The following is a 25,317-nucleotide window of genomic DNA, read 5'->3' on the forward strand; positions in this document are numbered from 1 at the left end:
GCAACCTTAGCAGCATCGAGTTGGATTAGGTTATTTATTTGTTTTTATTATATTAGTATCAGTTTTTAATCTTTAGTAGTGTTTGATATGAAATATGTTTTGCTTGTTGTCACCATTATGTGTATGTTATCAGCTGATATTTATGGTCAACAGTCGACTGTTTCCAATAGAGATGTCATAGAAGCGCAAATGCAACTGTACGAGCACAAGATAGATGCAAAGATTAGGGAGTTGGATCTGAAAGAAGATAATCTTGAGCTGAGCAAACAAAACGTGGCGGATATCATCAGTTTTCACAAAGAAGGAATAGAGGAGTTCCACCGTACATTAAACTACCTATTGGTCCTGATGGGGATTATTGTGTCTGTAGTGATTGCAGCAGCGGGATACTACATAGAGCGTTTGAATAAGAGAAAATCCCTGGAACTAAAGAAAGACATCGACGCCTTACGCCAATCTATGGAAGAAAGTCTCGAGAAGATAAAGAAAGAATCGGACAGAGAACTGGACTTGATCCGTGCCGAAGCTAAACGGCAGATGGAACATTTCAAAAGAGGTTCTGTCTAAGCGGGCAGAACTACCTGATATACCAACCTTATTCCCCTTAATCTTTATCCATTGAGCCGGTACAGAACCATTATGTGGGATCAATCCTCTTGCCATAAGGCTGTCACAGATGCATTATATCTTTGTAGGGAAACAAAAAGTAAAATAATAGCGGCTATGTATTTGTAGAAGCTTATCTTTTGCTAATATCTTAATCTAGATAAAGGATACAAAATGTTGACTATAGAGGAGTTACAGTCTATTACACTAGAAAGACAAGGATTATGTTCTAATTCGCCATTTGGAAACGGAAAAGATGCCGTATGCCAGGCGCTGGAACGGCTCGGCTATCTGCAAATAGACACCTTATCAGTTGTCGAAAGAGCGCATCATCATACGCTTTGGACACGGATTCCTGATTATGAAGCCAATTATTTGGACGAGCTAGTACAAGAACGTCAGATTTTCGAGTACTGGTTTCATGCCGCATCCTATCTTCCGGTACGGGACTTTCGTTTTGCGCGACCGCAGATGTTAGCGGTTAGGGATAATGAGTCTCACTATTATAAGGCAGATTCTATGATAATGCAATACATCCTAGATACAATCCGCGCAGAAGGACCAAAAAGAGCCCGTGACTTTGAAAATCAAGCCAAGAAAACAGGAAGTTGGTGGGATTGGAAACCAACAAAGATAGCTTTAGAACGTCTTTTTTTACAGGGCGACTTGATGATTGCGGGACGCGAAGGTATGCAGAAAACCTACGATCTTCCCGAACGGGTTTTGCCTGCGGCTATAGATCTAACAGTACCTAGTCCCAGAGAGTATGCAAATTATTTGGTGAAAACCTATCTGAATGCTTATGGATGGACTACGCTTAAGCAGATTACGCATCTCAAGATAGGAGAAGCGATCAGGAAAGATGTAAAGGAAGTATTATCCGTTATGCAGGAAGAGGAGATGGTCGAAGCAATCCATATCAAGGGTTATCCCACAGTATTTGTACAGCGTGATTTATTGGAAGCAAAAGTAAGAGGGAACAGTCCAAAGGTCAGACTATTGTCGCCATTCGACAACGCAATTATACACCGCGACCGGGTAAAGCAATTCTTTGATTTTGATTATCGTATTGAATGCTATACCCCAAAGGAGAAGCGGCAGTATGGCTATTTTTGTTTGCCAATCTTATTGGGCAATACATTTATAGGTCGTGTTGATTGTAAAGCACACCGGAAGTTGCAGCAATTCGAAATAATACATCTGCATCTGGAAAATCAATTGATTGATTTTGAGTTGTGGGCAAAGCCATTTGCAGAACGTATAAAGCAATTCATCCTTTTTAATAGATGCACTTCTTTGAAACTAACACAGGTTAGTCCTCGAAACAAGGCATCGGCAGTAAGGAAATTGCTGGAGAACCTGTTTTGATCGAAGACAGAATCTTACGATTAGTGCTACCCAGAACTTGTCTTAAGGGATAAAACGGCCTCTACAGGAGGAACAACACTAAGACGGTTTCTATATTTCTTTAAGCTAACTCCTTGATGTCTCTTGAAAAACTTATTGATATGGCTTTCGTCTGCAAATCCAAATTCATCCGCTATTTCGTGAATCCTTCTATCGCTGAAACGTAGTCGGTATTCAATCAGTCTGATTTTATAAGATGATATGTATTGCTGTATTGATTCATTGCTCTGTCTGCGAAAATAACTGCCTAGATAAGTTGGTGACAACCCGAATTTTTCGGCTATAGTAGCAATTTTTAAAAGATTGGGCTGACGGATATGCTCTTGAATATAGTCTAATATCTGTAACATACGGATATCTGCCTGCGGGTTGATTCCTTTAGGTTTGATGATTGCTATGTTTTTGGCCGCTATAACAAGGATGGCGTTAACTAAATGACGGACTAGGTCCTCCCTATATATCGGTTCATACGCAGTAGCCTGATGTAGATTTTGCATCAACGCATTAACCATATGCTCATCTTCGGTATTAACAATCACAGACCCCGATAGGTGTGAGGCATGATATAATAAACATTCTATATGGTCCATGCTATTCCACTGGTATTCGCGTATGTATCGCTCACTGAAGCGTATAACCATAAATTCGCAGATTCCTTTCAAATCAAAATCATGACAGTCTTTTGGGGTAATAAGAAATAAGTCTCCCACAGAAAAGGCAACCCGGTTATCATTGATTGCGTAATACCCTCTTCCAGACAATACATACACGAGCTCAAAAAAATTATATTGGCGGTCACGTAAAGGACAGGTAGCTACCTTTTCATAATAAACTTCCAGTGTTCTATGTGTATTCTCTCTTGGCATAGTGGCAAAGTTACCTAAACATGCTTGAAATGTACCTGTTTTACTGTTCTTTTTCGGTCTAGTTTTGCAAGACAAAAATTTAGATCAATAGAAATAATTATGCAACACGCGCTAAACGGTATCGATAATGAACTTTTGGATGCTATTTCGAATAGTCCTTTTAGCTATATTGATTATGAAGGACTACTGATTAGTGCCCCCCATAGAATCAGGGAAGAGGAGAACCATGTCCAATTAAAAGAGGAGCCTCTTGCTGTGCCTGATGAACTCGAAGTCAGGAATATTTCAATCCCTTCTAGCGACAAGAATAGAAATATCGGACTGCGGATTTATAGACCCAAAGGACAGCACAATTTGCCCGTGTATGTATTTTTTCATGGCGGTGCTTTTATATATGGCACAGCAGCGCAGTACGACTTTATGTGCTTCAAGTTAGCGATAGAGGTTGGCATGCTGATCGTATCGGTAGACTATCGACTGGCTCCCGAACACCCGTTTCCTGCCGGCATGTTAGATGGTTATGATGTGCTGCTATGGCTGTCTCAATATGCTGATCAAATCGGTGGCAACAAAAATAACATGATGATTGGAGGGAGTAGCGCAGGTGCTTGTATTGCCGCATCTGTTACACTCTGGGCGAGGGATAGGAGTGAAGTCCAGATAAAACATCAATACCTGTTATATCCACCCATGAGCCACCTCTTAAACACGAATTCCATGCAGGTACTAGCGGAGGCACCCATGCAGACGCAAGCTGCGGCAGCATGGATGTGGAGACATTACCTTGGGGATAAAATCACTATCCCACCGCCGTATGCCGTGCCTTTGCTAGCCGATACCCTGGACAACTTGCCGGACTGTACTATGGTGGTCTGCGAATTTGACCCATTGAAAGATGAGGCTATTTTGTACGCAGAGAGATTAAAGAAACACAACGTTTTGGTCAACCTATTGGAAGTCCGTGGTGCGGTACATGCCTTTGATTTTTTTAACTGTCGTTTATCCGACACTTTTTACAAACAACAAGTACAGTTATTCAAAAATATTTTAAGTCAATGAAAAGAATAGTGGTTATAAATGGGCATCCCAATCAAGAGAGTTTTAACAGTGTTCTTGCAGAAACCTATATCGAGGCCGCACAGAAGACTGGAGCCGAAGTAAGATACATTCCAATCGGACAGTTGGATTTTGATCCCAATCTACGTTTCGGTTATCAGCGACGAATGGAACTTGAACCGGATTTACGCCAGGCGCTGGAAGACATAAATTGGAGCGAACATCAGGTATGGATTCATCCGATTTGGTGGTTAGGTATGCCGGCTATTATGAAGGGATTTTTTGACCGTGCTTTTCTTCCAGGTATTATGTTTAAGCGAAGTAAGGAAGGCCAAAGCACAGGATTATTACTTGGTAAGACGGGACGGATTATCGCTACAGCGGGAGATATGTCTTTCGAGATTTATAGCGATATCTACAGCAGTAGCGGACTGGTTCAGTTGCAACAGGGCATTTTAGAATACTGTGGAGTAGCGTCCATTCAGCATACATTTATTGGCCCCCTGCAGGAGCTAGATGATGAAGACAGAAAGAAGTACCTAAAAAGCATAAGCGATATGGCTTTGGAAGATGGGATGTAGAAAGGAGATTATTATCCGCCTTCATCTCCATACTCTTCGAGTAGCTCCTGGAAAGCCTTCATCGCTTTCTTTTGATAGGTATCCTGCATCCGAATAAGCATAGCAGTACGCTTTTGCTTTATATCTGCAATTGGTATAGTGACCAAATCTTTGTCGAGAACCGAGGTCTGCACCAGTATACTATGCCAATTCCCACTTTTTACTAATTCAAGTGCGGTCGGAATATCATTTATCTCCATATGAAATGTCGGTTTTAACCCCTGTTTTTCGAAAGCCTGGCTAATGACATGGTCAGTACTGAAGCCCTTAGTTGCCACAAGTAGTGGAAGCTTCTCCATTTCTTTCAGTGTAATACTCTTCCGCCCGGAATAGGGAGAGTGTACACTGCTGACCATGGCTAGCGGCGAATCAAAAAGTGAATGGTAGATATAGTTTGGATTGTCTAGCGATTCATTAAATACCAGCACCATATCCATTTCCATATTCTCTAAGTCTTTTACTAGCCGGTGTGAAGCACCAAAAACAGCTTCAATCCGAATACGGGGATACCGTAATGCAAATTCTAGAACTGCCTTGCTGAATAACCGTTGTAATCCTAAGGTGACTCCAATAGTCAAGGTACCCGTCTGTAGGTTATTCAGATCGGATAGCATGGATTTTCCTTCCTCCGACTTCTTGATACTTTGTTGGGCATACTGTGCGAATAGCGCTCCAGCCTCTGTCAGTGTAACTCTTTTGCCTACCCGATTAAATAATAAGGTATCCAGCTCGATTTCAAGCTGTTTAATCTGTTGCGAAAGTGTGCTTTGTGTTATGTACAGCTCCTTGGCCGCCTCCGTAAAATTATTGAGTTCTTTGGCCTTTAGAAAATATTTGAGTTGTCTGAGCTCCATTCTATAATCGGTTTTAACGATTGATAATATCGAAAAATATCGTTTTGTTGATATGAAAATACATAAGAGTTTTGTAAAAGTCAAAAAACAGATATAAGAAAGAATGAAGACGATATCACTTACGCAATGGTTTAGCTGTTTATTATTTGCCGTTGGACAAATATTACTTTGGGGCGGTTCCTATTTTTTATTGTCCGTTCTCTCGGTTTCTATCCGAGCCGAAACGGGTTGGACCTATCAGTTTATCTATGGTGCATTGTCATTGGCTGTTGTGGTGTCTGGTCTGATTTTGCCAAAAATTGGACGGATTATTCAGCGAGGAGCCACAGGAGAGGGGTGCTTGCTTTTTGCAGGCTGGATTATGGCAGTGGGTTTGTTATTACTGTCCTATTCCAATCATTATGTCACTTTTCTGTTTGCTTGGTTTATCATCGGTATCGGCATGGGAATGGGCTTGTACGATACTTTATTTGCGACCATGGCACAGCGTTATGGCAAGCTAACGGCCAGGGCGATTGTTGTAGTGACACTATTGTCTTCCCTGGCGCCATCGATATCCTGGTATGTGTTATCTGAGCTACTGACGGTATTTGATTGGCGGGAGACCTGCCAACTCTACGCGGTACTTTTAGTCCTTTTCATTACACCTATACATGCGCTGGCATTTCGACTGGCAGGAGATCGGAAGTCTATAGCGCTCCAACCGGAGGCGCGTATTTCTGAAAAGGATCAAGCGCATAAACCCAAACTGTTTTATATCCTAAGTGCACATTTTATCTTAGGTGCCGCATTAAGCACCTTGGTCGCTGTATTCCTGATAGAAATATTGTCAAACCAAGGACTAGCTATGGCCTCCGTGATCACCGTTACAGCGTTTTTGGGCCCCAGTCAGTCAGGTGCGCGTCTTTTGGAATTGCTCAGTCCTAAGACATCTCCGTTACGCTTATCTATGCTATCATCTTTACTTTTGATGGCAGCAGTGGTATTGCTTTTATCTGGTATTCCATTTGCGGTTCCCGCGGTTATATTATTAGGTTTAGGGAACGGACAGCGCTCTATTTTAAGGGGCACCCTACCTTTCGCTATTTTTGGTTCGGAGCAGTATGCCATCTGGATTGGAAAACTTGGGCGATGGCCGTTGGTGATTCAGGGATTGACCCCCATTTTAGGAGGATTCGTGATGCAGTACTTTGGTGTATACGCTTTGTTGTATCTAGGCTTACTGTTGGCCATGGCAAATGTTATAATGGTACTGCTCTTAAGAAAGAATGTCGTATCCTTAGCAAATGCCATCAATTAGCTACTTTCTTTGGCAGGCAGTGAGGGGCGTCTTTAGGTATTCCCTCGCTTTTTATAAATTAGTTATACCTGTTATAATAATGTTATCCCAATTATAACCTAAGAAATTATTATGGTAATGATTTATTTCTATATGCACATTCATTCCTTCTGAGTGAACATTTTCCAAAAGTAAAAACGACTACCTTTGTCACTGTTGACAAGATTTAGAAAAGCATTCTGGCAAGACAGGTATTTACTATAATTAGGTATTGCTACTGATCTAGGATAGACTACTAGCGTGCCATATACGTCTTGTAAGTCTAAGGACTTGAAAACAATAGTCGTAATTTTTAATAATTTTAGCAAAAGAATAAGAAATGAAAAAACTAATACTGTACATATCCTGTCCATTAATTGCAACTAGGTTATTCTCCGGATTGTAAATCCATTCTGTTATATACCAGAATTCATTGTCGCAGTCTTCATCAGATTCTTCGTCAATTCGACATTCACTCACAAATTTATATTCTTCGCTTTTTGTAATGTTATAGATAGAAAACTCCATGAGATCGTTGCCCGCGATAAAGTACTCACTGCTATTGGAGGGTAGGATATATTGATAAAATAATTTTCCAAAAGCAAATCTAGTGGTGAATAATTCATTACCGGTTTTATCCAACAGCTTTATCCTTTGACAGCTTATTGATTTACCATAATTATGTGTAATATCATAAGAATGGTTATAGTTTTCGATAACCACTTTGACATTGTCCGTCAAAGCATGATTCTCTTGTCCCATATAATAGGCCTTTTCAAAAATATAATTGTATTGCTCCAAATATTCTTTGTATGCAATACTGTTGGCATAATTTTTCATTCTACAAGCTTTTTCCGACACTAAATATATTCAACAATGCGTATAAACCCATTCATAAATGTGATTCAGCATCTTCATCTTTATGCTTTCACAAACTAATTTAATAATTTTAGACAGTTTTAAACACAGGATATTTTATCATAACACGTACATGTCACAAATACCTTTTTTACTAAGCAACGAACAGCGCAAATATTTAGGCATTACGGCTGTTGAGGAATCTTGGGAGCTTGTTTCATTTTCGGATTGCTATTTATACTATGATAAAGATACGATTGTAAAGCAGATCACGGTTACAGAGGATTCTTATTATGAACGCGATCTATCGGAAAAAACTGCTGAGGGTAGAACTATACTTTTACCTAAAACTACTAAGGGTAAACCTAAAAAGTTAAACTATTCCGCTATGGCGTCATTTAAAGGTATAGGGGTGTACTTTAGTTTTAGTTCGACCTATCTCTCGATTTCCAATTATACCACTCAAACTACTTTTTTTGAGCAACGTTTCGAAGATGGGGACCTCAATCTTTTAAAGGAATGGTTAGACAATTGGGTAAAAGAGAGCTCAGCGACCGATCTACAGGAAATTACCGATTTCAAAAATGCACCACGATTGAATTGTAAGTATAAAGAAGGCGATTTTTTCAGCTTCAGAATTGGCCGTAGAGAATGGGGATTCGGAAGGATCTTATTAGATGTTTCCAAATTGCTAAAAGAAAAAGGCCGGAGAGAAGCAAAGAACTATGGCTTAACCAATATGATGGGCAAACCTTTGATTGTAAAGGTGTATCATAAAATAAGCGAAACCCCTGTGGTAGATCTAGAGGAGCTAAGCAAAGAAAAAGCACTACCGTCCCAAGCCATTATGGACAATCATTTTTTCTATGGACAGAATCCCATAATCGGGCACCGGTCACTTGATATCGAAGAATTGGACATGCTTATATCGTATGGGCAGAGCATAAATTCTGAGGATAAAGATTGCGTTTATTTACAATACGGACTTATATTTAAAGAAGCGACCATTGGTCAATATAATAAATATCTATCTATCGGAGGTGAAGGCGATTCGGAGAATCCCTATACAAACGATAGCATTGGGTTTGGTTTAGAACTGGATTATCTGCAAGCTTGTACCAGAGATCATAGTAATAATCCCTATTGGCTAGATACTGAAAATTATGCGAGTAAATACGATTTACGTAATCCCCTGAATAAATTGATAAAAGAAGAAGTTTTTAAGGTGTTTGGTTTAGATCCGGATGTATCCTACGCCGAAAATCTAGCACTAGCACAGAAAAACTAAAAATCTCCTATTCGAAATAAGAGAGGTTGCTAAGATTTTACTATATAGTAGAGAGCGTAATTTGCTCTCTACTATATAGGATTGTTTACAAGGGTTTTACAGGAATACAGATCTCCACTATAAATTTCTTCTCCGGATGTTGATTACTATCATTATGATAGATTTCATAAGGACTCGCTTCCCTCGGTTGATAGCCACTTTCAGAAAGCCAAGCGTACATCGTATTCCAGGCTTTCTCAAAATCCTTTATTGCGATTTCAAAATAACCTACAGCATACTTACCTTCCTGTGTCTGTGATTTTCGGATTTCACCTGTTACTTCTACCTCTCTATCCACTACGAGGCAGGCATCGTTGCGCATTTTTTCCACCTCCGTTATAGAGGGATCATCATGGTAGATTGATACTGCTTTTGTATTTGCATTTAGCAAACCTCTTGGCGCAGCCCATTTAAAGAGTTCTTCGAAGGCCTGTCCGATCTGATTAAAAGCTCCCGTGCGGCGATAGCAGATCAGCTTTAGTGCTGGCATCTGTCTGATTTCAATTTTAGTGTCCATAAATATTAATTGTTTTAATTCGACACGACAAAATTGGGCATCTATCTGTTGGTTATTTTTGCCGATCTTGCTCACCGCATTACCATTCTTGCTATATCGTATACCTTCTTTGCTGAACATTCCTTTTTCTTCTTGTCTGTACTCTTTGGCACTCCTGTTAAAATGCTTTCTGAAGGTTCTACTAAAGGACGATAGATTTTCAAAACCGCAGTCTAATGCTATATGGGCAATAGATCGTTCTGTTTCGCTATGGAGCAGTCGTCCTACTTTTTCCAGTCGGATCCTCGAGACGTAGGCGTTGGGTGTTTCTCCCGTCATCAGCGTGAATATCCGGTGAAAGTGAAAAGGGGAAAACGAAGCAATATCAGCCATTTTTGATAGATCAATAGTTTGATCGAGATGCTGGTCGATGTATTCCATCACCCGAATAATACGGTTTGCGTATTCCTTTCTGCTTAAGTCTTTTGAGTCCATTGGAGCAAAGATAGTCAACTTGATTTGGCTGTTCTTTGCAAATCTTGCTCACTTGACGTTGCAATAAGAGAGGATAGCTTTATATTTGTTTATGGAAGATTTAGATAAGGAATGGTTTGATTTCACTATTCGGTTTGTCGACAAATTAAACGAGAGCAACGAGGATTGGGAAGCCCTTACACAAGAGGAGCAGGAGTTGGCCGCGCTTTGGCGGTTGGAAGCAGATATGTATAATGGTGGCTTTTTGCAGTTTTTCTGCAATTGGGGACCTGTTTGTTTGGAACATGCTTTACGGACATTAACAAAGTTGGGAGCAGAAGAGTGTTTAGGTATCCTTCAGCAACAGTACGCTATCATTACGCGGTTAGAGAATAACAAAGACATGAAAGAGCTCTGGGATATTCCCAAATTTCTAACCGAAGATGAATTGCATGAAATCAGCGATGTCCTTGACCTAAACTATTGGGATAATCAGGATGATATCATGACCAAGACCTTGCACACCTATGCAGCGCTTTATGAAGAGTCAAAAGCCAACGGACAGGCTTAACTGTTGCATGTTTCAAGTACTCCTAAGAGGTTAAAAATATTGTTTTCAGATAGGCATAATATGCGTCTGGGGTTGCAGTTTATCCTTGGTTAAATATAACCCTTGCATTCACAAGGGGTATATTATCAAGCTAAGTCGTACTTGTATTTTTATTTTTTCGCAGGAGTCCCGATATCAATACAATGGAATAAGCAAACATTAGCCAGGCGCCAAAGGTTTTACTGTACATTTCGGGCATATTGGGAAATACCTTTTCAAAAAACTGTATACACAGGGTATCCATTAGCATTCCCGGTAACACCATAATAGCCGCAGATTTTATGCTTTCGAGATTGTCCAACTTGAGTTTACTAAAAAGAAAAGTAGAAATAAAGCCCAGTGCCGGAATGAGCAAGATATATAGACCTACGATTACCGATACGTTTTCTACGATAAAAAAATGCTGTCCTGCGACTCTAAATGCTATTGTTGCTAATAGCCATATCATAAAGCCTACGATAAAGCTAACAAGCAGATAGTTGTCTTTCCTTCTTTTCATTGTTAATCAATTGTTTTTTTAATAACGTACATTCGACTAGCTCTCCCAGGCAATATTTTTTTCGCCATCAGTATCGATAGATATCGCTAAAATCTGATCTGATATTTCTTTATTTAGCACATAAACTGCCACAATGGAGTTGTCGTGAAAAGCAATATTATTTAGTTTTAGCGCACTCAATAATTTTTCAATCTTTTCAGTCTGTGTGTTACTTTCTCCAATAATTTCAGACAATTCATCGGATAACTCTTCAAGGTGATATTCCGAATATTCCAGAACAGTCGTATCGTCATTATTTACAGATTCCTGTTTAAGGTATTGATGGCTCTCTTTGTCAAATTTATCCAGATTACTAAGAATATCCTTAGCATTCTGATAATACCGCTGTTCGACATCCTCTTCTGCAAACCACATTAGAGAAACTTCTCTTTCCTGAAAATCAATGGTCATATACCCTTGTTCATCAGTAATGTTTTCAATATCTATTTTATTAAAATAAGGTAGCTCAAATTGCTTCATATTATCTACAATAATTAACTTTTAAAATTAGCTTTCTATCTATTACCAATCTCTGCCGGAGATTAACTCTTCACCATCCGCCTCTGCAAAGCAATAAGCGGTTGCAATAAAACTAAAATCGGTCCCTATACAATCCCGTGCGACGGTTTCAATTTCACTGTCATGCTCATCAAAAACCTCCACCAAGTCATTGAATTTTTCGGTTGCCACATGTGTAAGCTTATACAGCTCTTCCAGGCTGGCAGGAATATTTTCTTCTATCTGCGTACATAATTCAACTAAAATATCCTTCCCCATGTCTACACAGTTATTTGGGAAATAACCATCTTCATACATCTCCTCCAGAAAAGCATAGTTCCTTGTTTTCTCGTTGGTTAGTTTTTCTTGATCATTTTTCATTCTTTACTCGATTTAATGCGTTTAATCACTACTGCACCTCATTGGTTCGATTTTCCCCCATTTCTTTACCCGCTATCCCGTATCCACCATAATGCCTCCTGCCGATTTCAAATGTAATGCCAAGTAAGGACATTGCCAATTTGTTTATCAGTTATTTTTCTCCTACGACAATATAACTATTTTCAGAATTTTTCGTTAATATTGAGAACAATACTTATTAATAGTACCAATATTTCAGCTATGCGTCTTATTACATTATCATTTTTGCTCTTTTGTGCCATCGTCACAAATGCCCAGCAAGCCACCGTTTATAACCCCAATGCCGATGCAGAAGCTGAAGTAGCAGCCGCTGTTAAACAGGCCAAGAACGAAAACAAGCATGTGTTCCTACAGATCGGTGGCAACTGGTGTAGCTGGTGCCTACTATTTAACAAATATGCTCACGAAAATGATACCGTCAAGACAGCCTTCGACAAAAACTATGTAGTCGTCCATGTAAACTATAGCAAAGAACAGAAAAACGTAAAACTATTGGCCTCCTTGGGTTATCCTCAACGTTTCGGGTTTCCGGTATTTGTCATCCTCGATGCCAATGGCAACCGGTTGCATACCCAGAACACATCCCATCTGGAACAGGGACATGGATATGATACCAAGACCGTGTTAGGCTTCTTAGAGAACTGGTCGCCTAGGGCATTGGATCCAGCCAGTTATGCCGAGAAAAAATAGAATCCGTCAACAGCTTACATTTCTTATTTCAATATCCGCTCAAGCCTTTCTCTTTCCTTATCCGATAGGGGGATAGCCTGTGCTATAATAGGCAAAATCTCCGCTTTGCGTTCAGTCTGCAGTAGTAGGTCCAAGAACCCGAGGTACGTTCTGATCAGATCAGCTTTGATACCGACAAAAGCCCGCGGATCAGCAATATACAGCTCCTGTATTAGTTGTAGTAGCGTAGCTTTACGGTGCTTGTCCATATCCGAGGTTCCATATCGTGGAAGGAGGTCCTTCTGTACAAGTTCCTTTAACTTAATATCCACAGCCTGTTCGCGCACATACTTCTTCTGCTTACGTTCCAGCATATCACGTAGCTCCACCAATAGCTTACGGTACACCACCTGCTGTTCCTTTTCACTGAATAGATTACCTTCAGCAGATAGCATAATATCCGACAGTTCAAAACCATCAAAAAAAGCCGACTCTACATACACCGAGTGATGGAACTCGATCGCATTGTTATTAAAGCTACTTAGCAGCTTGGCGGCCTCTATCTTATCACTATTCAGGAAATAATAATAGTAACGGTCGCCGATAGGGTACTTCCAACGGATATAGTTGACCTTAAATACAAACGAATTTTCCTCCGGACTATATATCGTAAATGAAGTTTCGTCGGTCTCCTGGATCAGCTGATGATAGGAGATAGGCTTACCATTGATCTTGATACTGTAGCCGACATCCTTGTTCAGATGCAGGAACCAGCCAAACTCCTGCGCCATAAAATCCATAAACTCTTCCGACTGTAACGTCATCGCATTCAGTCCGAATACCCCTTCCAGGACTACCGTTGTACCCGTATGGTCAGCATGCGATAGTTGTGGTTCCGAGTTCTCGTACTCCTCCTTTGTATTCTTATCAATTAGCAGCTTATATTCCATTAGCCCGCCACCTGTAGCCACCACCGTGTACCAGGTCGCCCGCGTTGCGAACAGTGAGAACGAAAAACGCCCCTTTCCCTTTTTACCACGCGTGTACGATGTACGCTTGGGCTGTCCCTTTTTTAACGAATCCAGGAAATTACCAAAAGAATAGTTCAGCGTGTCAGGAGCTATACCATCGCCATTATCTGAGATACGGATGCGCTCTATATAGCCCAGTTCGTTGCTACTGAGATCAATGTTCACCGTTGTAGCTCTCGCATCAAATCCATTCCATACATATTCCGCGATGACCTGTTTGGCATCCTTTGGTAGACCTGCAGACTCTATACTCGTATTCGTTATCTTCGTACTATTCTTCATTATTATACGCCTTACTTCAGAGCTGAATATAACCTTTTTTCTACAATTTTGAATGATTAACTTTTACAGGTAACATTAAATAAAAAAGCAGATTTTTAAAGATTGATCAGATTATCTTATTATTGTAGTCCTATAGAAGCATATTTAGAGACAAGCAGTATCAGAACTATGGCAAACGATAGAAAATATTTGATTTTTGAAGATGTAAAGAACGATTCATCACTACGGGATATATTCGATGAATGCGTAACGGATATTTCGGAGGACCGGGCTAGAGTATCCAAAACGCGTAATCAGCCTGGCTATCCATCCTATCCCTGCTTTAGAGTTCAGGGCCGCGAGATATTAATCAATGCCCTGCTTGAATATTATTTATTAAAAATTGGCGGTGCTGGTTTTGATTATGATAAAGCCGTTGCGTTCACTGAAAAAATGCGGAAACTTTGTGGTTGGAGCTGGGACGTCGACACCACGCTACGCTATTGGGTAGAGCGTACCGTACGGGCTCCGTTTTTCGAACAGGTCAAAAGCAAAGACGGTTATCCGGAATGGACGCTCAAGGCCGGCGAACCCAGTTGGCAGCTATCGGAGAGCTATTTGAGATTTGCGTGTTATATTGCCGTCTGTAATGTGAAATATAAAGGTGGTGATGGACAGTATGCAGCAGGCGAAATATTTAAACTAGTCACCGCTCTTGGCAGTAAGCTGCCGGCAGATTTAAAGAAAAACGGTTCAGGTGATCTATCGTTAGGAGTGAGACAATACAAAAGTGATATCGTAAACTGTTCCGCCAATGACGTATTTGCAACCATCAAAATCAGTGTAAAGGAAGAAAGTGAAGAGGCCTATAGGCAGGTGCTCGGCTTCCTATGCCAGCTGTTATCTTTTAGTTTTCCAGCGTCTTATACCGTCAAATTCAGCAGTCCTGAAAAAAAATGGCTTCCCATCAGATCCCTCCCCAAAAAAGGCATCCATCAACTCTTTGCCAACGCTGTAAATTGGCCTTCCTTACACCCTCAAATAGAGACATATGCAAAGCTAGCGATGAAAGAATTTGAATGGTATAACGACCTGGAGGCTGAGTATTGCGCTATGCCCGGTACCTTTGCCGTGTTTGCGTTAGGACTATTTGGTGATGAAACCTATCATCCACTCCTTTGCGATTATCTAGAACTTTGCGATGGCGAACATCAGAGCTTACAGGGGGATTTTGTACTGGCCTATATTGAAAAATACGGCTTCACCGAAAAGGGGCTTGAGCTGTATCAGCTTTGCGACCAGAATATCCAGCATTTACCTAAGAAACTAAGTGCCCTGTACGCGAAGCGGCAATAAGGAAAGTTGATATTTAAATTAAATATGGAATCCGTCAAGATAAATCATCCTATTATTGATGACAGGTTTAATTTAAATATTTGCCCTATGTATACAGACCTTTTTAGAGTAGCTCAAAGAGTATTATTGTTGATCATCTTTATCGTTCTTTCTTATGAAGGCAAGTCCCGGACACTCAAGGACAGCCTGTTCGTCTTCATTGGCGAAAAAATAAGCTTAGAACGGGATAGGAACGATAAAATGTCAGGAATCGACACCATTATCAATGGACAGGATACACTATTCAGCGGATGGCAGAGACTCAGTTTTAAATATGACGCCAAATACAGGATACTAGATAAAATCTACGGTGACTATGATAAAGATACCATAGATTTCATTCTGTATGATCACGAAGGAAACCCCGAGGTTGCAGAGCATAATACCGTTATGGTCTTCGTATCAAAACATAACGGTGTTTTATATCACGAAACATACCAGTACTTTCCAATGTACATGACGACCGAGGGAAGGTGGGCCTCTCCATACTCGGTGCAGGATTATAATCACCCCTACAGAGACAGCATCACTGTGGAGCCAGAGATTATCCCCTTTAAAGATGAAGTCTATTTCTCCGTTATACATCTACATCCCGACAAGATAGCGAAGATCTACTCACCGCAATACTTTGAAATCAGAGATAGAAAGGCGTATACCAGATACGGCAACTATCCCGAAGATCTGTTTAAGCTAAAACTACAAACAGTACTAAAGGCGAGAGGTATTTACATCAATTAAAGAAGGTATCCCTGATCGACCGTTCGTCGGCATCGCTATCTTTTAAAAAAATGAGCGGTGTACCTGTTGAAATACTTGCATCACACATTTCATATAGCTACCAGTAGCTCCAATAAATAGTATTTCATAAAGATCCGGTTTAACGATATTATGGCCATCTTTAACATAAATATGAGTAAGCGTATTTTTCTTATACCGTAGTATTTCCTACGGCTTGTTGCACGCGTTTAAAAATTTACTGAATGCAAATGATTTTAACAGATAGATAGTCTAGCACTTCCGGTTCGAATCCTGCTATCACGTGTTCAGAATACGCAGCCTATCTTTTTGGATATTCAGTTCAAGCTATATCGATTAATTTTAATTATTAGTGTGTATGTCCTATATTAGAGAATGGCTAAGTTCACAATTAGGAGTATCCTAGGGAATCTGTTCGTTACCTATATTTTCTTCCCGCTCTTTTACATCAGGAGCTACTGGGGCAATCTTATTAATCAAAACTATCAGGGAGCATATTTCCAGTCCGATTCCGTATACGCTTATTTAGATCGTATTTTTAACGGCTTTTTTCTTTTTTCCAATTTATTCTTACTTGGTTCTTTATTGCCCTATCACTTGATCAAGTATTATAAATTATATAAAATTCAGGATAGATACTATTTCAGTTCCTTGATGGCTTATATTTCAATTAATGTATTATTGGTTCTTATCACAGGCTATGGGGGACTATTCCTGTCGGACATCGGAGGTGGTGATCATAATATTCCATTTCTTGTTACCTTAGTTGCTTTTTCTGCAATAACCCATGGACTATTGTATCTATTCGTTGATCGCTATAGGACCGAAAAGACAGATAAAAAATCTTCGATAGTCAGATAATTGATTAGGATTCAAACAATCATATTATCGAGTTGTTATTTTAGCAAAGAGAAAAATAAACATGAAATATCCATGTAGCACATACACATATGAAATATCTAGTATTGTTACCCCTGTTAGTGGGAGCTATAACCGTGCAGGCACAGCTCCTTAAGCCCGTTACCTATACCGACGGTACGCAAAAACTCCATGGCATGGTCACTCCTTATGAAGCAAAGAATATTCCAGGAGTACTAATTCTTCCCGCCTGGAAAGGTATAGACAATGAAGCCAAGGAGGCCGCTCAAGATCTTTCAAAAGAAGGATATATCGCTTTTATTGCCGATATCTACGGAGAGGGGAATATACCTACAGACAATGCCGCGGCAGGCAAACTGGCCGGACAGTATAAGAATGATTACAAAGCTTATCAGCACCGTATCCAACTCGCCTTGGATGCATTGATAAAACAAGGAGCCGATCCACAGAAGATTGCCGTGATCGGTTATTGTTTTGGAGGCACCGGTGCCCTTGAAGCCGCTAGGTGTGGACTTCCTGTACAGGGAGTAATCAGTATCCATGGCGGGTTAGCCCGTGCGGCAGACAGACCTATTTCGCCGATTAAGACTAAAGTCCTGGTTGAGCATCCTGCAGAAGACAAGTCCGTCAGCAAAGCCGACTACGATAACTTTATTATGGAGATGAATACCGCAAAAGCAGATTGGCAGATCATCACCTATTCCCATTGTGGTCATACCTTTACCAACCCTGAGTCGGCCGATTATAATCCGCTGATGGCCCAGAGAGCCTGGAAACATACACTTCTGTTTTTAGATGAATTATTAAAGTAACGAAATGCAGTATATACATACGATAGAAATTAAAGTAAGTGCCGATCATCTAGATCACAATAATCATGTCAATAATGTGCAGTTTGTCAATTGGGTAGAGCAGGCCGCCGCCGAACACTGGGATATCCTAAAAGTTGAAACGCCCTACGAAAGCGATTATTGGGTTCTATACGACCATCATATTCAGTATAAGAAACAGGTTTTTCTAGGTGATACAATCCTGGTTAAAACCTATCCTGAGCCCCCCGAAGGAGTCAAACAGCCACGAAAGGTCGAGTTTTATGTCAATGATAAGCTCATGGTAGACTCCCGTACACTATGGGTGCTGTGCGATAGCGAGACTAACAAGGTACGTAGGCTCGGAGCTGACTGGTTAGCGCGTTATGGTTTTTGAGAGGCTAATGATAGAAAAGCCTTCATATTCAATAAATATTTTAGCCAACCTGTTCTATTGCGGAAAATAGCTTGTTAAAATTAAAGCTCAGCGAATTTGAGGGAGTTTTTAAAAGAAGAGACCGAATTACACGTTGTCTTCGAAAATAGCCAAAAACAGGGATAAAAAAGATAGATATAAGTTACGAATTTTGTATTTAAGATAGTTTTGATTCCAGATTAAAAGCAAGTAAAACTATAAGCAAATACAACTAAAATTTATACGTAAATGAATTTATCTTATTTTAAAATGGCAACTATATGTGCCACGTTAACCTTTTCTGTGGGCATGACAACCCTTGTTTCCTGCAATCAACCCAAAAAAGGAACCGGCGATGAAAAAGCAAATGCCAATACATCAAATGTAGAAAGCCCGCTTTCCGATTCGTTAAAAGTAGAAAATCTGGCACTAGACCTCAAGAAATTAAAACCTTTAGGCGAGGCTGAATTTAAAGCCAAGTTCAGTAAAACGTTCAATGGTTTTCAACTTACCGACGTACAAGCTTATGAGGACAACGAAAAAGGTTCATCGGCTTATGCAATGTATGAAAACGGTGAAAAACACATTTATCTTTCGATAGCTGATGGAGCAGGTGCAGGTGCAGAAAAGGTGAGAGAAAATATGATAAGCTACCTCGAAATAAAGAAAGATGTACAACCCCGCGATAAAACTACCATTATAGAGTACAAAGGCTGGCAGTCATTTTTTGACGAGAGTATGTTTGAGAGTGATAAGATGACGGCTATTCATTACCTAGAAGGCAACAGGTATAATGTTGTAGCTCAGGGCACCGGCGTTACCCTCGACGAGATGAAAAGCTTTTTAGATAAATTAAGCTTATAATTGCGGAAATCTATATTCTGTGTTGTTGTCTATTATCTATAAATCGGCTTTGCAGATCATACAGATTTAGATGGCAACACTGTTTTACGCAGCAGTTTTCATCATCAGCTTCTTTCAGACAATATAGTCTAACTTTGCCATGTAGTGCGTTAATAACAGATCTATTACGGACTCCATATCAATTTTTCGCACAGTGTGCAGAAAATGTTTTCATTACTTTCACATTCCTGTACAAGACAGGACTACTTATCTTTGAGTACAGAGTTTCTGTTTGATAAAATAATTACAGCAGAACAGTGTTTTTGATTGTACTGCCATACGAAGCACTTATTGGAACTACATGAGACGCTATTGATAGCTGATGGCGTTCTATTTTTGAAACTTTCCCAAGGTTAACGATAAAAGAGCGGTGCACTTGTTGGAATCTCTCCCCCGGTAGTTGTTCCATAATTTCTTTGATAGTCGATCGAGTCAGAATTTCAGCCGTCTGCGTTACATATTTCATATAGTTGCCCGTAGCCTCTATAAATAGTATTTCATCAAAGTCTAACTTTACAATATTATAACCATCTTTAACGTAAATATGAGACGATATCTTTCGCTTAGACTGTAATATATCATACGCCTTGTTGCACGTTTTCAGAAATCTGCCAAATGCAAATGGTTTTAACAGATAGTCCAACGCTTCCAGCTCGAATCCCGTTACTGCATGTTCAGAATAAGCCGTGGTAAAGACCAATATAGGTTTGCGGACCAAACTATCGTAAAAATCAATCCCCGATATATCTGGCATCCTAATGTCCAGAAATAATAGATCTACCTCATTTTTATTTAGATACTCTATCGCTTCAAAAGCATTCACAAACGTAGCATCCAACTGTAAAAACGAAACCTTGGCTGCGTAATTTTTTATGATATCCAATGCAATGGGTTCATCATCAATTGCTATCGCTTTAATCATCGTTATTGGTCTTTATCGAGATTTAACGTTAAAAATACAAAAAATTCAGAATTAGTTTTCTCGATGTGGAGCTCATGCATTCCATTGTAGACCATATGCAGTCTACTTTTTACATTATCTAGGCCGATTCCCGATTTGTTCTGTTCCATATCAGTCGCTGGGCCGGCATGTATACTGTTGTACACACTAAGTTTTACAGAACCACCCTCTACATAGAGTTGAATTCTTATCCAAGAAGGATTATTTAGGCTTATGCCATGTTTGAATGCATTTTCGATAAAAGGGATGAGCAACATCGGGGCAATTTGCAGATTTTCCAACGTATCCTCAGGTAGATCGATTGAGATCTGAATCGAAGGTAGGTCCGCTATACGCAATTGCTGAAGATCTATATACTCTTTTATATAAGCTATCTCCCGCGCCAGTAAGATGGTATCCTGTTGATTTTCATGTAGCATAAATCGCATCATGTCCCCAAGTTTCTGGATACCCGAAGCAGTTTTTTCTGCTTTTTCTTGGAGAGCCAGTCCAAATAACGTATTCATCGCATTAAAGAGAAAGTGCGGGTTTATCTGTGCTTGTAATAGTTTAAGATCCGCAGCCGTCCTTCCCAGTTCCTTCCGTAATCCTACGATCTGAAAGCGTTGTTTCTTGTCGTGATTATAAAATACATGTACAAACCATGTTAGTAAAGCACCTAATATAATACAAAAGACAATATTAAAGCCGTCAAAAGTATTATAACTATAGCTGAGATTTTTTAATGCCATTTCCATCAAGCTAGAAAACACTAATACACAGATTAGATTAATCAGAGCAGATAGCACTATAGCTACGGTTTTTGGACTTTTATTTCCATCCAAATAGGGGAGAAGGTAATAATTATGTGAGGCAAATACTACATAGCAAAAAGGAATGGAAAATGCGGCCAGTGTGCATATATATTCATTGACACGGAAAGCAATCGGTATCAGCAGAAACATCCCCACCACAAGGGATATTAAAAAATCCCTTACCGTTTTTGCAACGATCGAGTTGTTTTTTGATAAACTGTTTAATCGGGATATAATCGTTTTTATCCCCGTGTATATTAGCAATGCTAACATCAGCAATCCTGCCACTACAAATGGAGGAGCCAGCTTATAAGGAGGCAATTGATATATCGACTGTATGACATAATGAAGAGATGACTGTATCAAAAAGATACATGTTATCCAGATCAGCCACTTGGTCATTTTTTGCGCAGAGAAAAAAAATGGATACACATACAATAAATAAAAACTTACAGTCACATACCCAATAAACAGGTGAAGCTGTAGAGCTACCTGTTCTACTTTATTGAAAGTATTGCTCGCTATCACTACTAGTATAAAGAGATATACAGTAGTAAGCAAGAAAAATTCTATCCAACGTTGTTTCATAATTTAATCCTTTAGTTTAGTTTTCTAAATATTTACACAAGAATAAATAGAAGTGTAGTCTATTCAAATTAAATGTGATGGACAGTATGTTTTCTGTGATGAATTACATTTTGCCTTTCATCCCATATCTATAAGATTGATTAAACTATATTAGTTTATGATCATACTCCTGCAGGACCTATGCTGTATAATGTCTATTTGTTTCCTTACTGGACTTCTCTTTAGGGGCAGTATAACTACATTTTCTGGAAAGAGGCGTTAACTGCTGTATTATCCACTTCAACTATTGAAGGGCCAGAGCCCAGGTATCAATTATTTTGTTTTCTTAAAAACGACTCCAGCTCTGCTACAATCCGCTTAGATTGCGTATGATGCAGATAATGAGAGCCGGGCAATAAGATCAGTTTTCCTTTATCCACGCTATTGGCTTGCTCTTGGTGCAGTTCTGTCCAGCCTTTGACTGGTGAGTTTTCGTCTGCAAATAATAAAACCGGCAAATCCTTCGGGAAGGCCAGTTTTTGAGCATCTTTAAAACTAGCACTCAATGATGTTGCTTCCCTGTTCAACGTTTTGTTTCCGGTTACTTTCATCGTAATCATGTGTTCTTGTTCCAAGCGATGTGCTTCAGATTCATCTTTAGGTTTTTCATTTCCCGAAAACTTCAAAATTGCACGCACTACACCTGCTTTGGCCAAAAAATCCAAAGGTGCCGAATTATAACCCGGCCACGGTTGCGTGGGTACACTGGTATCGATACCTACAAAAGCCGTTGCTTTACCTGGATATTTGTTGATATATGCTAAGCTGTAAAGCCCTGCAATGGAATGCCCCATCAATATAAAATGATCTAGATTCAATTGCTTCACCACTTCGTTTATTTCTTCCGCCATATTATTCAAACTGCGTTCACGGTTTGTTCCACTGCTCAATCCATAACCAAAAGGTTCAATCGTGATCACCGTATACTTTTTGTCCAATTCCCTGATTAACGGTTCGAAATCCAATCTAGGGCTTGCCGTTCCGAATCCGGTGAGTAATACAATAGTGTCTGCACCGTGTCCATCCATTGTTGTATTCATTGTTCCGTCAAAAACCTTTATTTTTTGACCATAATCTTCGATTTTATCGGCTTCGCTGCTTAAATTGATTCGATGAATCACGAATGTCGTAACGAGTAGGAGAGCGACTATTGCTACAATTCCGATAATTGTTTTCAAGAATATTTTTGATACCCTCTTTATGAGCGAAGGACGGTTTTTATCCATTATTTTTGATTTCGATATGATTTTACATCATTACAGCGTCACTACTTAATCGCACCAGTATTTCGGGTCACCTCAGCATAGCTATTCGCAAACCCCTTGTTGTCGAGTGATTTTATTTAAAATACGTTAAACTATCTTTTGCATTTTCGATGATGTTTTCCGGATATTCATTGCTCAATGATATTTTCTTCATTAGGTCAAAATATACCTGAAAATTCGGGTTATTTCTGTCGTTAATCAACCTATGCAATAAATGAAGCGTAAACTCGGTAGGCTTTCTTTCAATTGATGCTAATAGCAATTCTTCATATCCCTTTTTGTAATGATTTTCCAGAAAACTTCCTAGCGGTCCAGGTCCACCAAAGTCAATGTCAGGGCTACGTTCGATAAGCAAAAGAATCGGCTCAACTGCGTCAAAACTATTCTCTAATTCATCCAATTCCTCAGTGACCTCATAAGCCGGATCAATAAAGTCATATTTATTTCCTGTTTCTTCCGCCTTTTTTATATAAGTTTCAAGTCGGTCGATGATACTCTTAATCTGTTCTGTCATAGTTCTTTTTTTAAGCGTCGCTTTACGTTCGGTTGACCTTACGGGCTAACAGCTGCATTTGCGAAACTAATATACAAAAACCTTAGTTAATTCAGACCTATAGACGAAATGCTTATAAATTCATCTAACACCCTCATAATAGACCTGTGACAGAACAGTAGAGAAACCGCTATTTTCAGGGATATTCTTATCGGTTGATTTGCATTATCTTTAATGCTAATATTCATACCTGTATTCGAAATGAGGAATATAATGCTTGCTTCAGTATTTATAATGTTAGCCAGTTGTAAAATACAAGATCAGAAACTGCAGATATCACCTATTTATGCAAAGCCAAAAAAGCTGATAAAATCTAGTTCTGAAGATGGTAAAGCACATTTAGCTACTTCTTTACAAGAAGTTACAGAACGGCTTCAGCCGCTGATAGCAACTGTTTCCCCAGAAAATGGAAAGCTAGAATTAAGTATTCAAGGAAACATTTCATCTGCGGGACTCAGCGTCAAAAAGGTTCGAAAAATTCGTTTTGAAGAAACTGAATTGGAAGAGAATTTTATAACTTTAAGATACATCGTTGAAATAAGGAAAACACCTGGCAAGGAAAGTGCTGACGTTCGTGGTTACAACTATACACAGGGTATACGTTATCAAGTCCCTAAAGGCACCAAGCAGGTCAAGCTGGAACTATATGAAAATCATGTAGGGGATCGTTTTGTCAAGAGTCCGATATTGGTATTTGAAAAGACCTTAAACTATATTGAAATCACCTAAAAAAAGCTATGCAAGGTCCTAAATCAATACATAAAGACAGGTACTTGAATTATAAATATTTTTGAATAGGGGATGGATTTCAACACATCATACATTAAAAACATGACAACAACTTTAGCTTTTCCATTCGCAGTTATTTTATCACTTGCACTTTTCAGTTGCAACAGCCCCGAAAGAAAGACAACAGCACTTACGAATGATCTTAAAAACACACAATGGATCATCGGATCGGGCGGAATTATTATTCCAAATAGTGAAAAGGAGTATATACTCAACGAAAGAGACACCACATTTATCACCAACATCCAGGCAATAGACTTTCTGGATGAAGAAAATTTCATCAGTTATGATAGCTGGGAATGTGGTAACGATTGCTTTACAAAAGTTTACGGAAAATATGCTTTTATCGAAAAAGATAGGCTAGAAATGAAGTTTGACAGTATTTCCAAATCCGATTTCTGCGAAACGCCTACGGAGATTTTCCGACAGACAAAAAAAATATCTTTCCATTTAGTAAGAGAAGGAAGTCAACTAAAACTGATAAGAAAATAGAAAAATGAACAATCTGATCAAGCTATTTCCCGCATACGAAGAGGTGTTTTACGATGCTATTGAACAGCACAGAAAATACTTTCTTCCCATATGTTCCTTCAATTTAAAACTCATCCATCCCGAAAAGGATGAATGGTTGCACATTATATCCGTAAAAGAAATCTATGATGGCCGTGTTGGCGAAGATAAGCCAGAATATTACACCGCATTTACCAAAGCAGATATGTTTGGTTTTGATGTCATAGATGGCAAATACAAGTTTGATGCAGACTGGAATTATTTTTCAGCGCATACCCAAATATCTCCAGAAGATTACTCGACCCCTTACTCAGATCTAGAGATAGAATACCATATGAATGATGCCATGTATCAACTCAAAAAAGCGTATTACCAGAAGTATAAAAAGCTATACGAAAAAGATTTCAATCGACCCGGATTAGAGGTGAATGATATTCGTCGATTGGAACGCCTGCGCATGCTTACCGTAGAAGATCTCAACAGGGACGCTCATTCACCATATGACGAGGAGCGTTTGCAGAATAAGACTTTTGGTGTTTTTGAAGAGATCAACACTGATCTGTCGCCGATAGAAGATTGTAAATTCAGTGGCGAAAATCTCACTGAAATACCCCATAAAAACAACGGAGATCCGATGGACTATATCGGATGTCTGGAAGGGTACGATTTTCAAAAATCCGCTGCTGACTTAATATTTCTGTTTTATGATAGTGAAATGAAAAAAGCAGTTATTGCTTTAGAGTACACGTAAT

General features: G+C 39.4%; 29 protein-coding genes. 17 read left to right on the forward strand and 12 right to left on the reverse strand.

The window, feature by feature from the left end:
* The first annotated feature begins 87 nt into the window (after window positions 1–87).
* Window positions 88–567 carry a hypothetical protein gene (locus tag JKG64_RS02845; RefSeq protein ID WP_210352828.1) on the forward strand — a complete coding sequence of 160 codons (480 nt, stop codon included), beginning with the start codon at window positions 88–90 and terminating at the stop codon, window positions 565–567.
* Between the two features lie 213 nt (window positions 568–780).
* The gene (locus JKG64_RS02850; RefSeq protein WP_210352829.1) at window positions 781–1,974 is read left to right on the forward strand and encodes a winged helix-turn-helix domain-containing protein; all 1,194 of its coding nucleotides are present in this window, start codon (window positions 781–783) and stop codon (window positions 1,972–1,974) included.
* A gap of 26 nt (window positions 1,975–2,000) precedes the next feature.
* On the opposite strand, the gene JKG64_RS02855 is transcribed toward JKG64_RS02850, so the two are convergent.
* Window positions 2,001–2,879 carry an AraC family transcriptional regulator gene (locus JKG64_RS02855; protein WP_210352830.1) on the reverse strand — a complete coding sequence of 293 codons (879 nt, stop codon included), beginning with the start codon at window positions 2,877–2,879 and terminating at the stop codon, window positions 2,001–2,003.
* A 99-nt stretch (window positions 2,880–2,978) separates the two neighbouring features.
* Between JKG64_RS02855 and JKG64_RS02860 the strand changes: the two genes are divergently transcribed.
* Window positions 2,979–3,938, forward strand: a complete 960-nt coding sequence (locus tag JKG64_RS02860) for an alpha/beta hydrolase (RefSeq protein ID WP_210352831.1) — start codon at window positions 2,979–2,981, stop codon at window positions 3,936–3,938.
* Window positions 3,935–4,516 (forward strand): NAD(P)H-dependent oxidoreductase, encoded by a 582-nt coding sequence (locus JKG64_RS02865; protein WP_210352832.1) that lies wholly within the window; start codon window positions 3,935–3,937, stop codon window positions 4,514–4,516. The genes JKG64_RS02860 and JKG64_RS02865 overlap by 4 nt, the downstream gene beginning before the upstream one ends.
* A gap of 11 nt (window positions 4,517–4,527) precedes the next feature.
* On the opposite strand, the gene JKG64_RS02870 is transcribed toward JKG64_RS02865, so the two are convergent.
* Window positions 4,528–5,409 carry a LysR substrate-binding domain-containing protein gene (locus JKG64_RS02870; protein ID WP_210352833.1) on the reverse strand — a complete coding sequence of 294 codons (882 nt, stop codon included), beginning with the start codon at window positions 5,407–5,409 and terminating at the stop codon, window positions 4,528–4,530.
* Between the two features lie 103 nt (window positions 5,410–5,512).
* Between JKG64_RS02870 and JKG64_RS02875 the strand changes: the two genes are divergently transcribed.
* The gene (locus JKG64_RS02875; protein ID WP_210352834.1) at window positions 5,513–6,709 is read left to right on the forward strand and encodes an MFS transporter; all 1,197 of its coding nucleotides are present in this window, start codon (window positions 5,513–5,515) and stop codon (window positions 6,707–6,709) included.
* A gap of 261 nt (window positions 6,710–6,970) precedes the next feature.
* On the opposite strand, the gene JKG64_RS02880 is transcribed toward JKG64_RS02875, so the two are convergent.
* Window positions 6,971–7,567, reverse strand: coding sequence for a hypothetical protein (locus tag JKG64_RS02880; RefSeq protein ID WP_210352835.1), 597 nt, complete (start codon window positions 7,565–7,567; stop codon window positions 6,971–6,973).
* 151 nt (window positions 7,568–7,718) lie between these two features.
* Here JKG64_RS02880 and JKG64_RS02885 point away from each other — a divergent pair, with 151 nt between their 5' ends.
* The gene (locus tag JKG64_RS02885) at window positions 7,719–8,873 is read left to right on the forward strand and encodes an immunity 26/phosphotriesterase HocA family protein (protein ID WP_210352836.1); all 1,155 of its coding nucleotides are present in this window, start codon (window positions 7,719–7,721) and stop codon (window positions 8,871–8,873) included.
* 85 nt (window positions 8,874–8,958) lie between these two features.
* On the opposite strand, the gene JKG64_RS02890 is transcribed toward JKG64_RS02885, so the two are convergent.
* Entirely contained in the window at window positions 8,959–9,903 is a 945-nt protein-coding gene (locus tag JKG64_RS02890; RefSeq protein ID WP_210352837.1) for an AraC family transcriptional regulator, read from the reverse strand.
* Window positions 9,904–9,994: 91 nt separating this feature from the next.
* Here JKG64_RS02890 and JKG64_RS02895 point away from each other — a divergent pair, with 91 nt between their 5' ends.
* Complete coding sequence (locus JKG64_RS02895; protein WP_210352838.1) at window positions 9,995–10,453, forward strand: DMP19 family protein; 459 nt, start codon at window positions 9,995–9,997, stop codon at window positions 10,451–10,453.
* Window positions 10,454–10,583: 130 nt separating this feature from the next.
* Here the strand turns inward: JKG64_RS02895 and JKG64_RS02900 are convergent, their stop codons facing one another.
* The 3 genes from JKG64_RS02900 to JKG64_RS02910 are packed head-to-tail and all read right to left on the reverse strand — an operon-like array spanning window position 10,584 to window position 11,909.
* A complete protein-coding gene (locus JKG64_RS02900) occupies window positions 10,584–10,991 on the reverse strand; it encodes a DUF5367 domain-containing protein (RefSeq protein WP_210352839.1) in 408 nt (135 codons plus the stop codon).
* 36 nt (window positions 10,992–11,027) lie between these two features.
* On the reverse strand, window positions 11,028–11,510 hold the full coding sequence (locus JKG64_RS02905) for a DUF2004 domain-containing protein (RefSeq protein ID WP_210352840.1): 483 nt from the start codon (window positions 11,508–11,510) through the stop codon (window positions 11,028–11,030).
* A gap of 42 nt (window positions 11,511–11,552) precedes the next feature.
* On the reverse strand, window positions 11,553–11,909 hold the full coding sequence (locus JKG64_RS02910) for a DUF5713 family protein (RefSeq protein ID WP_210352841.1): 357 nt from the start codon (window positions 11,907–11,909) through the stop codon (window positions 11,553–11,555).
* A 201-nt stretch (window positions 11,910–12,110) separates the two neighbouring features.
* On the opposite strand from JKG64_RS02910, the gene JKG64_RS02915 reads away from it, so the two are divergent.
* Window positions 12,111–12,638 carry a thioredoxin family protein gene (locus tag JKG64_RS02915; protein ID WP_246512464.1) on the forward strand — a complete coding sequence of 176 codons (528 nt, stop codon included), beginning with the start codon at window positions 12,111–12,113 and terminating at the stop codon, window positions 12,636–12,638.
* Window positions 12,639–12,661: 23 nt separating this feature from the next.
* Here the strand turns inward: JKG64_RS02915 and JKG64_RS02920 are convergent, their stop codons facing one another.
* Complete coding sequence (locus tag JKG64_RS02920; protein WP_210352842.1) at window positions 12,662–13,930, reverse strand: ATP-binding protein; 1,269 nt, start codon at window positions 13,928–13,930, stop codon at window positions 12,662–12,664.
* Window positions 13,931–14,098: 168 nt separating this feature from the next.
* Between JKG64_RS02920 and JKG64_RS02925 the strand changes: the two genes are divergently transcribed.
* The 6 genes from JKG64_RS02925 to JKG64_RS02950 all read left to right on the forward strand — a co-directional run bounded on the left by JKG64_RS02925 (window position 14,099) and on the right by JKG64_RS02950 (window position 19,027).
* Complete coding sequence (locus tag JKG64_RS02925) at window positions 14,099–15,265, forward strand: DUF6138 family protein (RefSeq protein WP_210352843.1); 1,167 nt, start codon at window positions 14,099–14,101, stop codon at window positions 15,263–15,265.
* A gap of 87 nt (window positions 15,266–15,352) precedes the next feature.
* Complete coding sequence (locus JKG64_RS02930; RefSeq protein WP_210352844.1) at window positions 15,353–16,042, forward strand: hypothetical protein; 690 nt, start codon at window positions 15,353–15,355, stop codon at window positions 16,040–16,042.
* 393 nt (window positions 16,043–16,435) lie between these two features.
* Entirely contained in the window at window positions 16,436–16,921 is a 486-nt protein-coding gene (locus JKG64_RS02935; protein ID WP_210352845.1) for a hypothetical protein, read from the forward strand.
* Between the two features lie 89 nt (window positions 16,922–17,010).
* Window positions 17,011–17,751, forward strand: coding sequence for a dienelactone hydrolase family protein (locus tag JKG64_RS02940; RefSeq protein ID WP_210352846.1), 741 nt, complete (start codon window positions 17,011–17,013; stop codon window positions 17,749–17,751).
* Between the two features lie 4 nt (window positions 17,752–17,755).
* Complete coding sequence (locus JKG64_RS02945; protein WP_210352847.1) at window positions 17,756–18,145, forward strand: acyl-CoA thioesterase; 390 nt, start codon at window positions 17,756–17,758, stop codon at window positions 18,143–18,145.
* A gap of 267 nt (window positions 18,146–18,412) precedes the next feature.
* On the forward strand, window positions 18,413–19,027 hold the full coding sequence (locus JKG64_RS02950) for a hypothetical protein (protein WP_210352848.1): 615 nt from the start codon (window positions 18,413–18,415) through the stop codon (window positions 19,025–19,027).
* 283 nt (window positions 19,028–19,310) lie between these two features.
* Here the strand turns inward: JKG64_RS02950 and JKG64_RS02955 are convergent, their stop codons facing one another.
* From JKG64_RS02955 to JKG64_RS02970, 4 genes are all read right to left on the reverse strand, one after another.
* Window positions 19,311–19,988: a LytR/AlgR family response regulator transcription factor gene (locus tag JKG64_RS02955; protein WP_210352849.1), complete on the reverse strand. Its 678-nt coding sequence runs from the start codon at window positions 19,986–19,988 to the stop codon at window positions 19,311–19,313.
* A gap of 2 nt (window positions 19,989–19,990) precedes the next feature.
* The gene (locus JKG64_RS02960; protein WP_210352850.1) at window positions 19,991–21,409 is read right to left on the reverse strand and encodes a sensor histidine kinase; all 1,419 of its coding nucleotides are present in this window, start codon (window positions 21,407–21,409) and stop codon (window positions 19,991–19,993) included.
* A 308-nt stretch (window positions 21,410–21,717) separates the two neighbouring features.
* Entirely contained in the window at window positions 21,718–22,626 is a 909-nt protein-coding gene (locus tag JKG64_RS02965; protein WP_210352851.1) for an alpha/beta fold hydrolase, read from the reverse strand.
* 160 nt (window positions 22,627–22,786) lie between these two features.
* Window positions 22,787–23,227 (reverse strand): hypothetical protein, encoded by a 441-nt coding sequence (locus JKG64_RS02970; RefSeq protein WP_210352852.1) that lies wholly within the window; start codon window positions 23,225–23,227, stop codon window positions 22,787–22,789.
* Window positions 23,228–23,467: 240 nt separating this feature from the next.
* On the opposite strand from JKG64_RS02970, the gene JKG64_RS02975 reads away from it, so the two are divergent.
* The 3 genes from JKG64_RS02975 to JKG64_RS02985 all read left to right on the forward strand — a co-directional run bounded on the left by JKG64_RS02975 (window position 23,468) and on the right by JKG64_RS02985 (window position 25,316).
* Window positions 23,468–23,995, forward strand: a complete 528-nt coding sequence (locus JKG64_RS02975) for a hypothetical protein (RefSeq protein WP_210352853.1) — start codon at window positions 23,468–23,470, stop codon at window positions 23,993–23,995.
* A 102-nt stretch (window positions 23,996–24,097) separates the two neighbouring features.
* Entirely contained in the window at window positions 24,098–24,547 is a 450-nt protein-coding gene (locus JKG64_RS02980; RefSeq protein ID WP_210352854.1) for a hypothetical protein, read from the forward strand.
* Window positions 24,548–24,551: 4 nt separating this feature from the next.
* Window positions 24,552–25,316: a hypothetical protein gene (locus tag JKG64_RS02985; protein WP_210352855.1), complete on the forward strand. Its 765-nt coding sequence runs from the start codon at window positions 24,552–24,554 to the stop codon at window positions 25,314–25,316.
* Window position 25,317: the final 1 nt, after the last annotated feature.

Source organism: Sphingobacterium tabacisoli (assembly GCF_017908035.1).
Lineage (GTDB): Bacteria > Bacteroidota > Bacteroidia > Sphingobacteriales > Sphingobacteriaceae > Sphingobacterium > Sphingobacterium tabacisoli.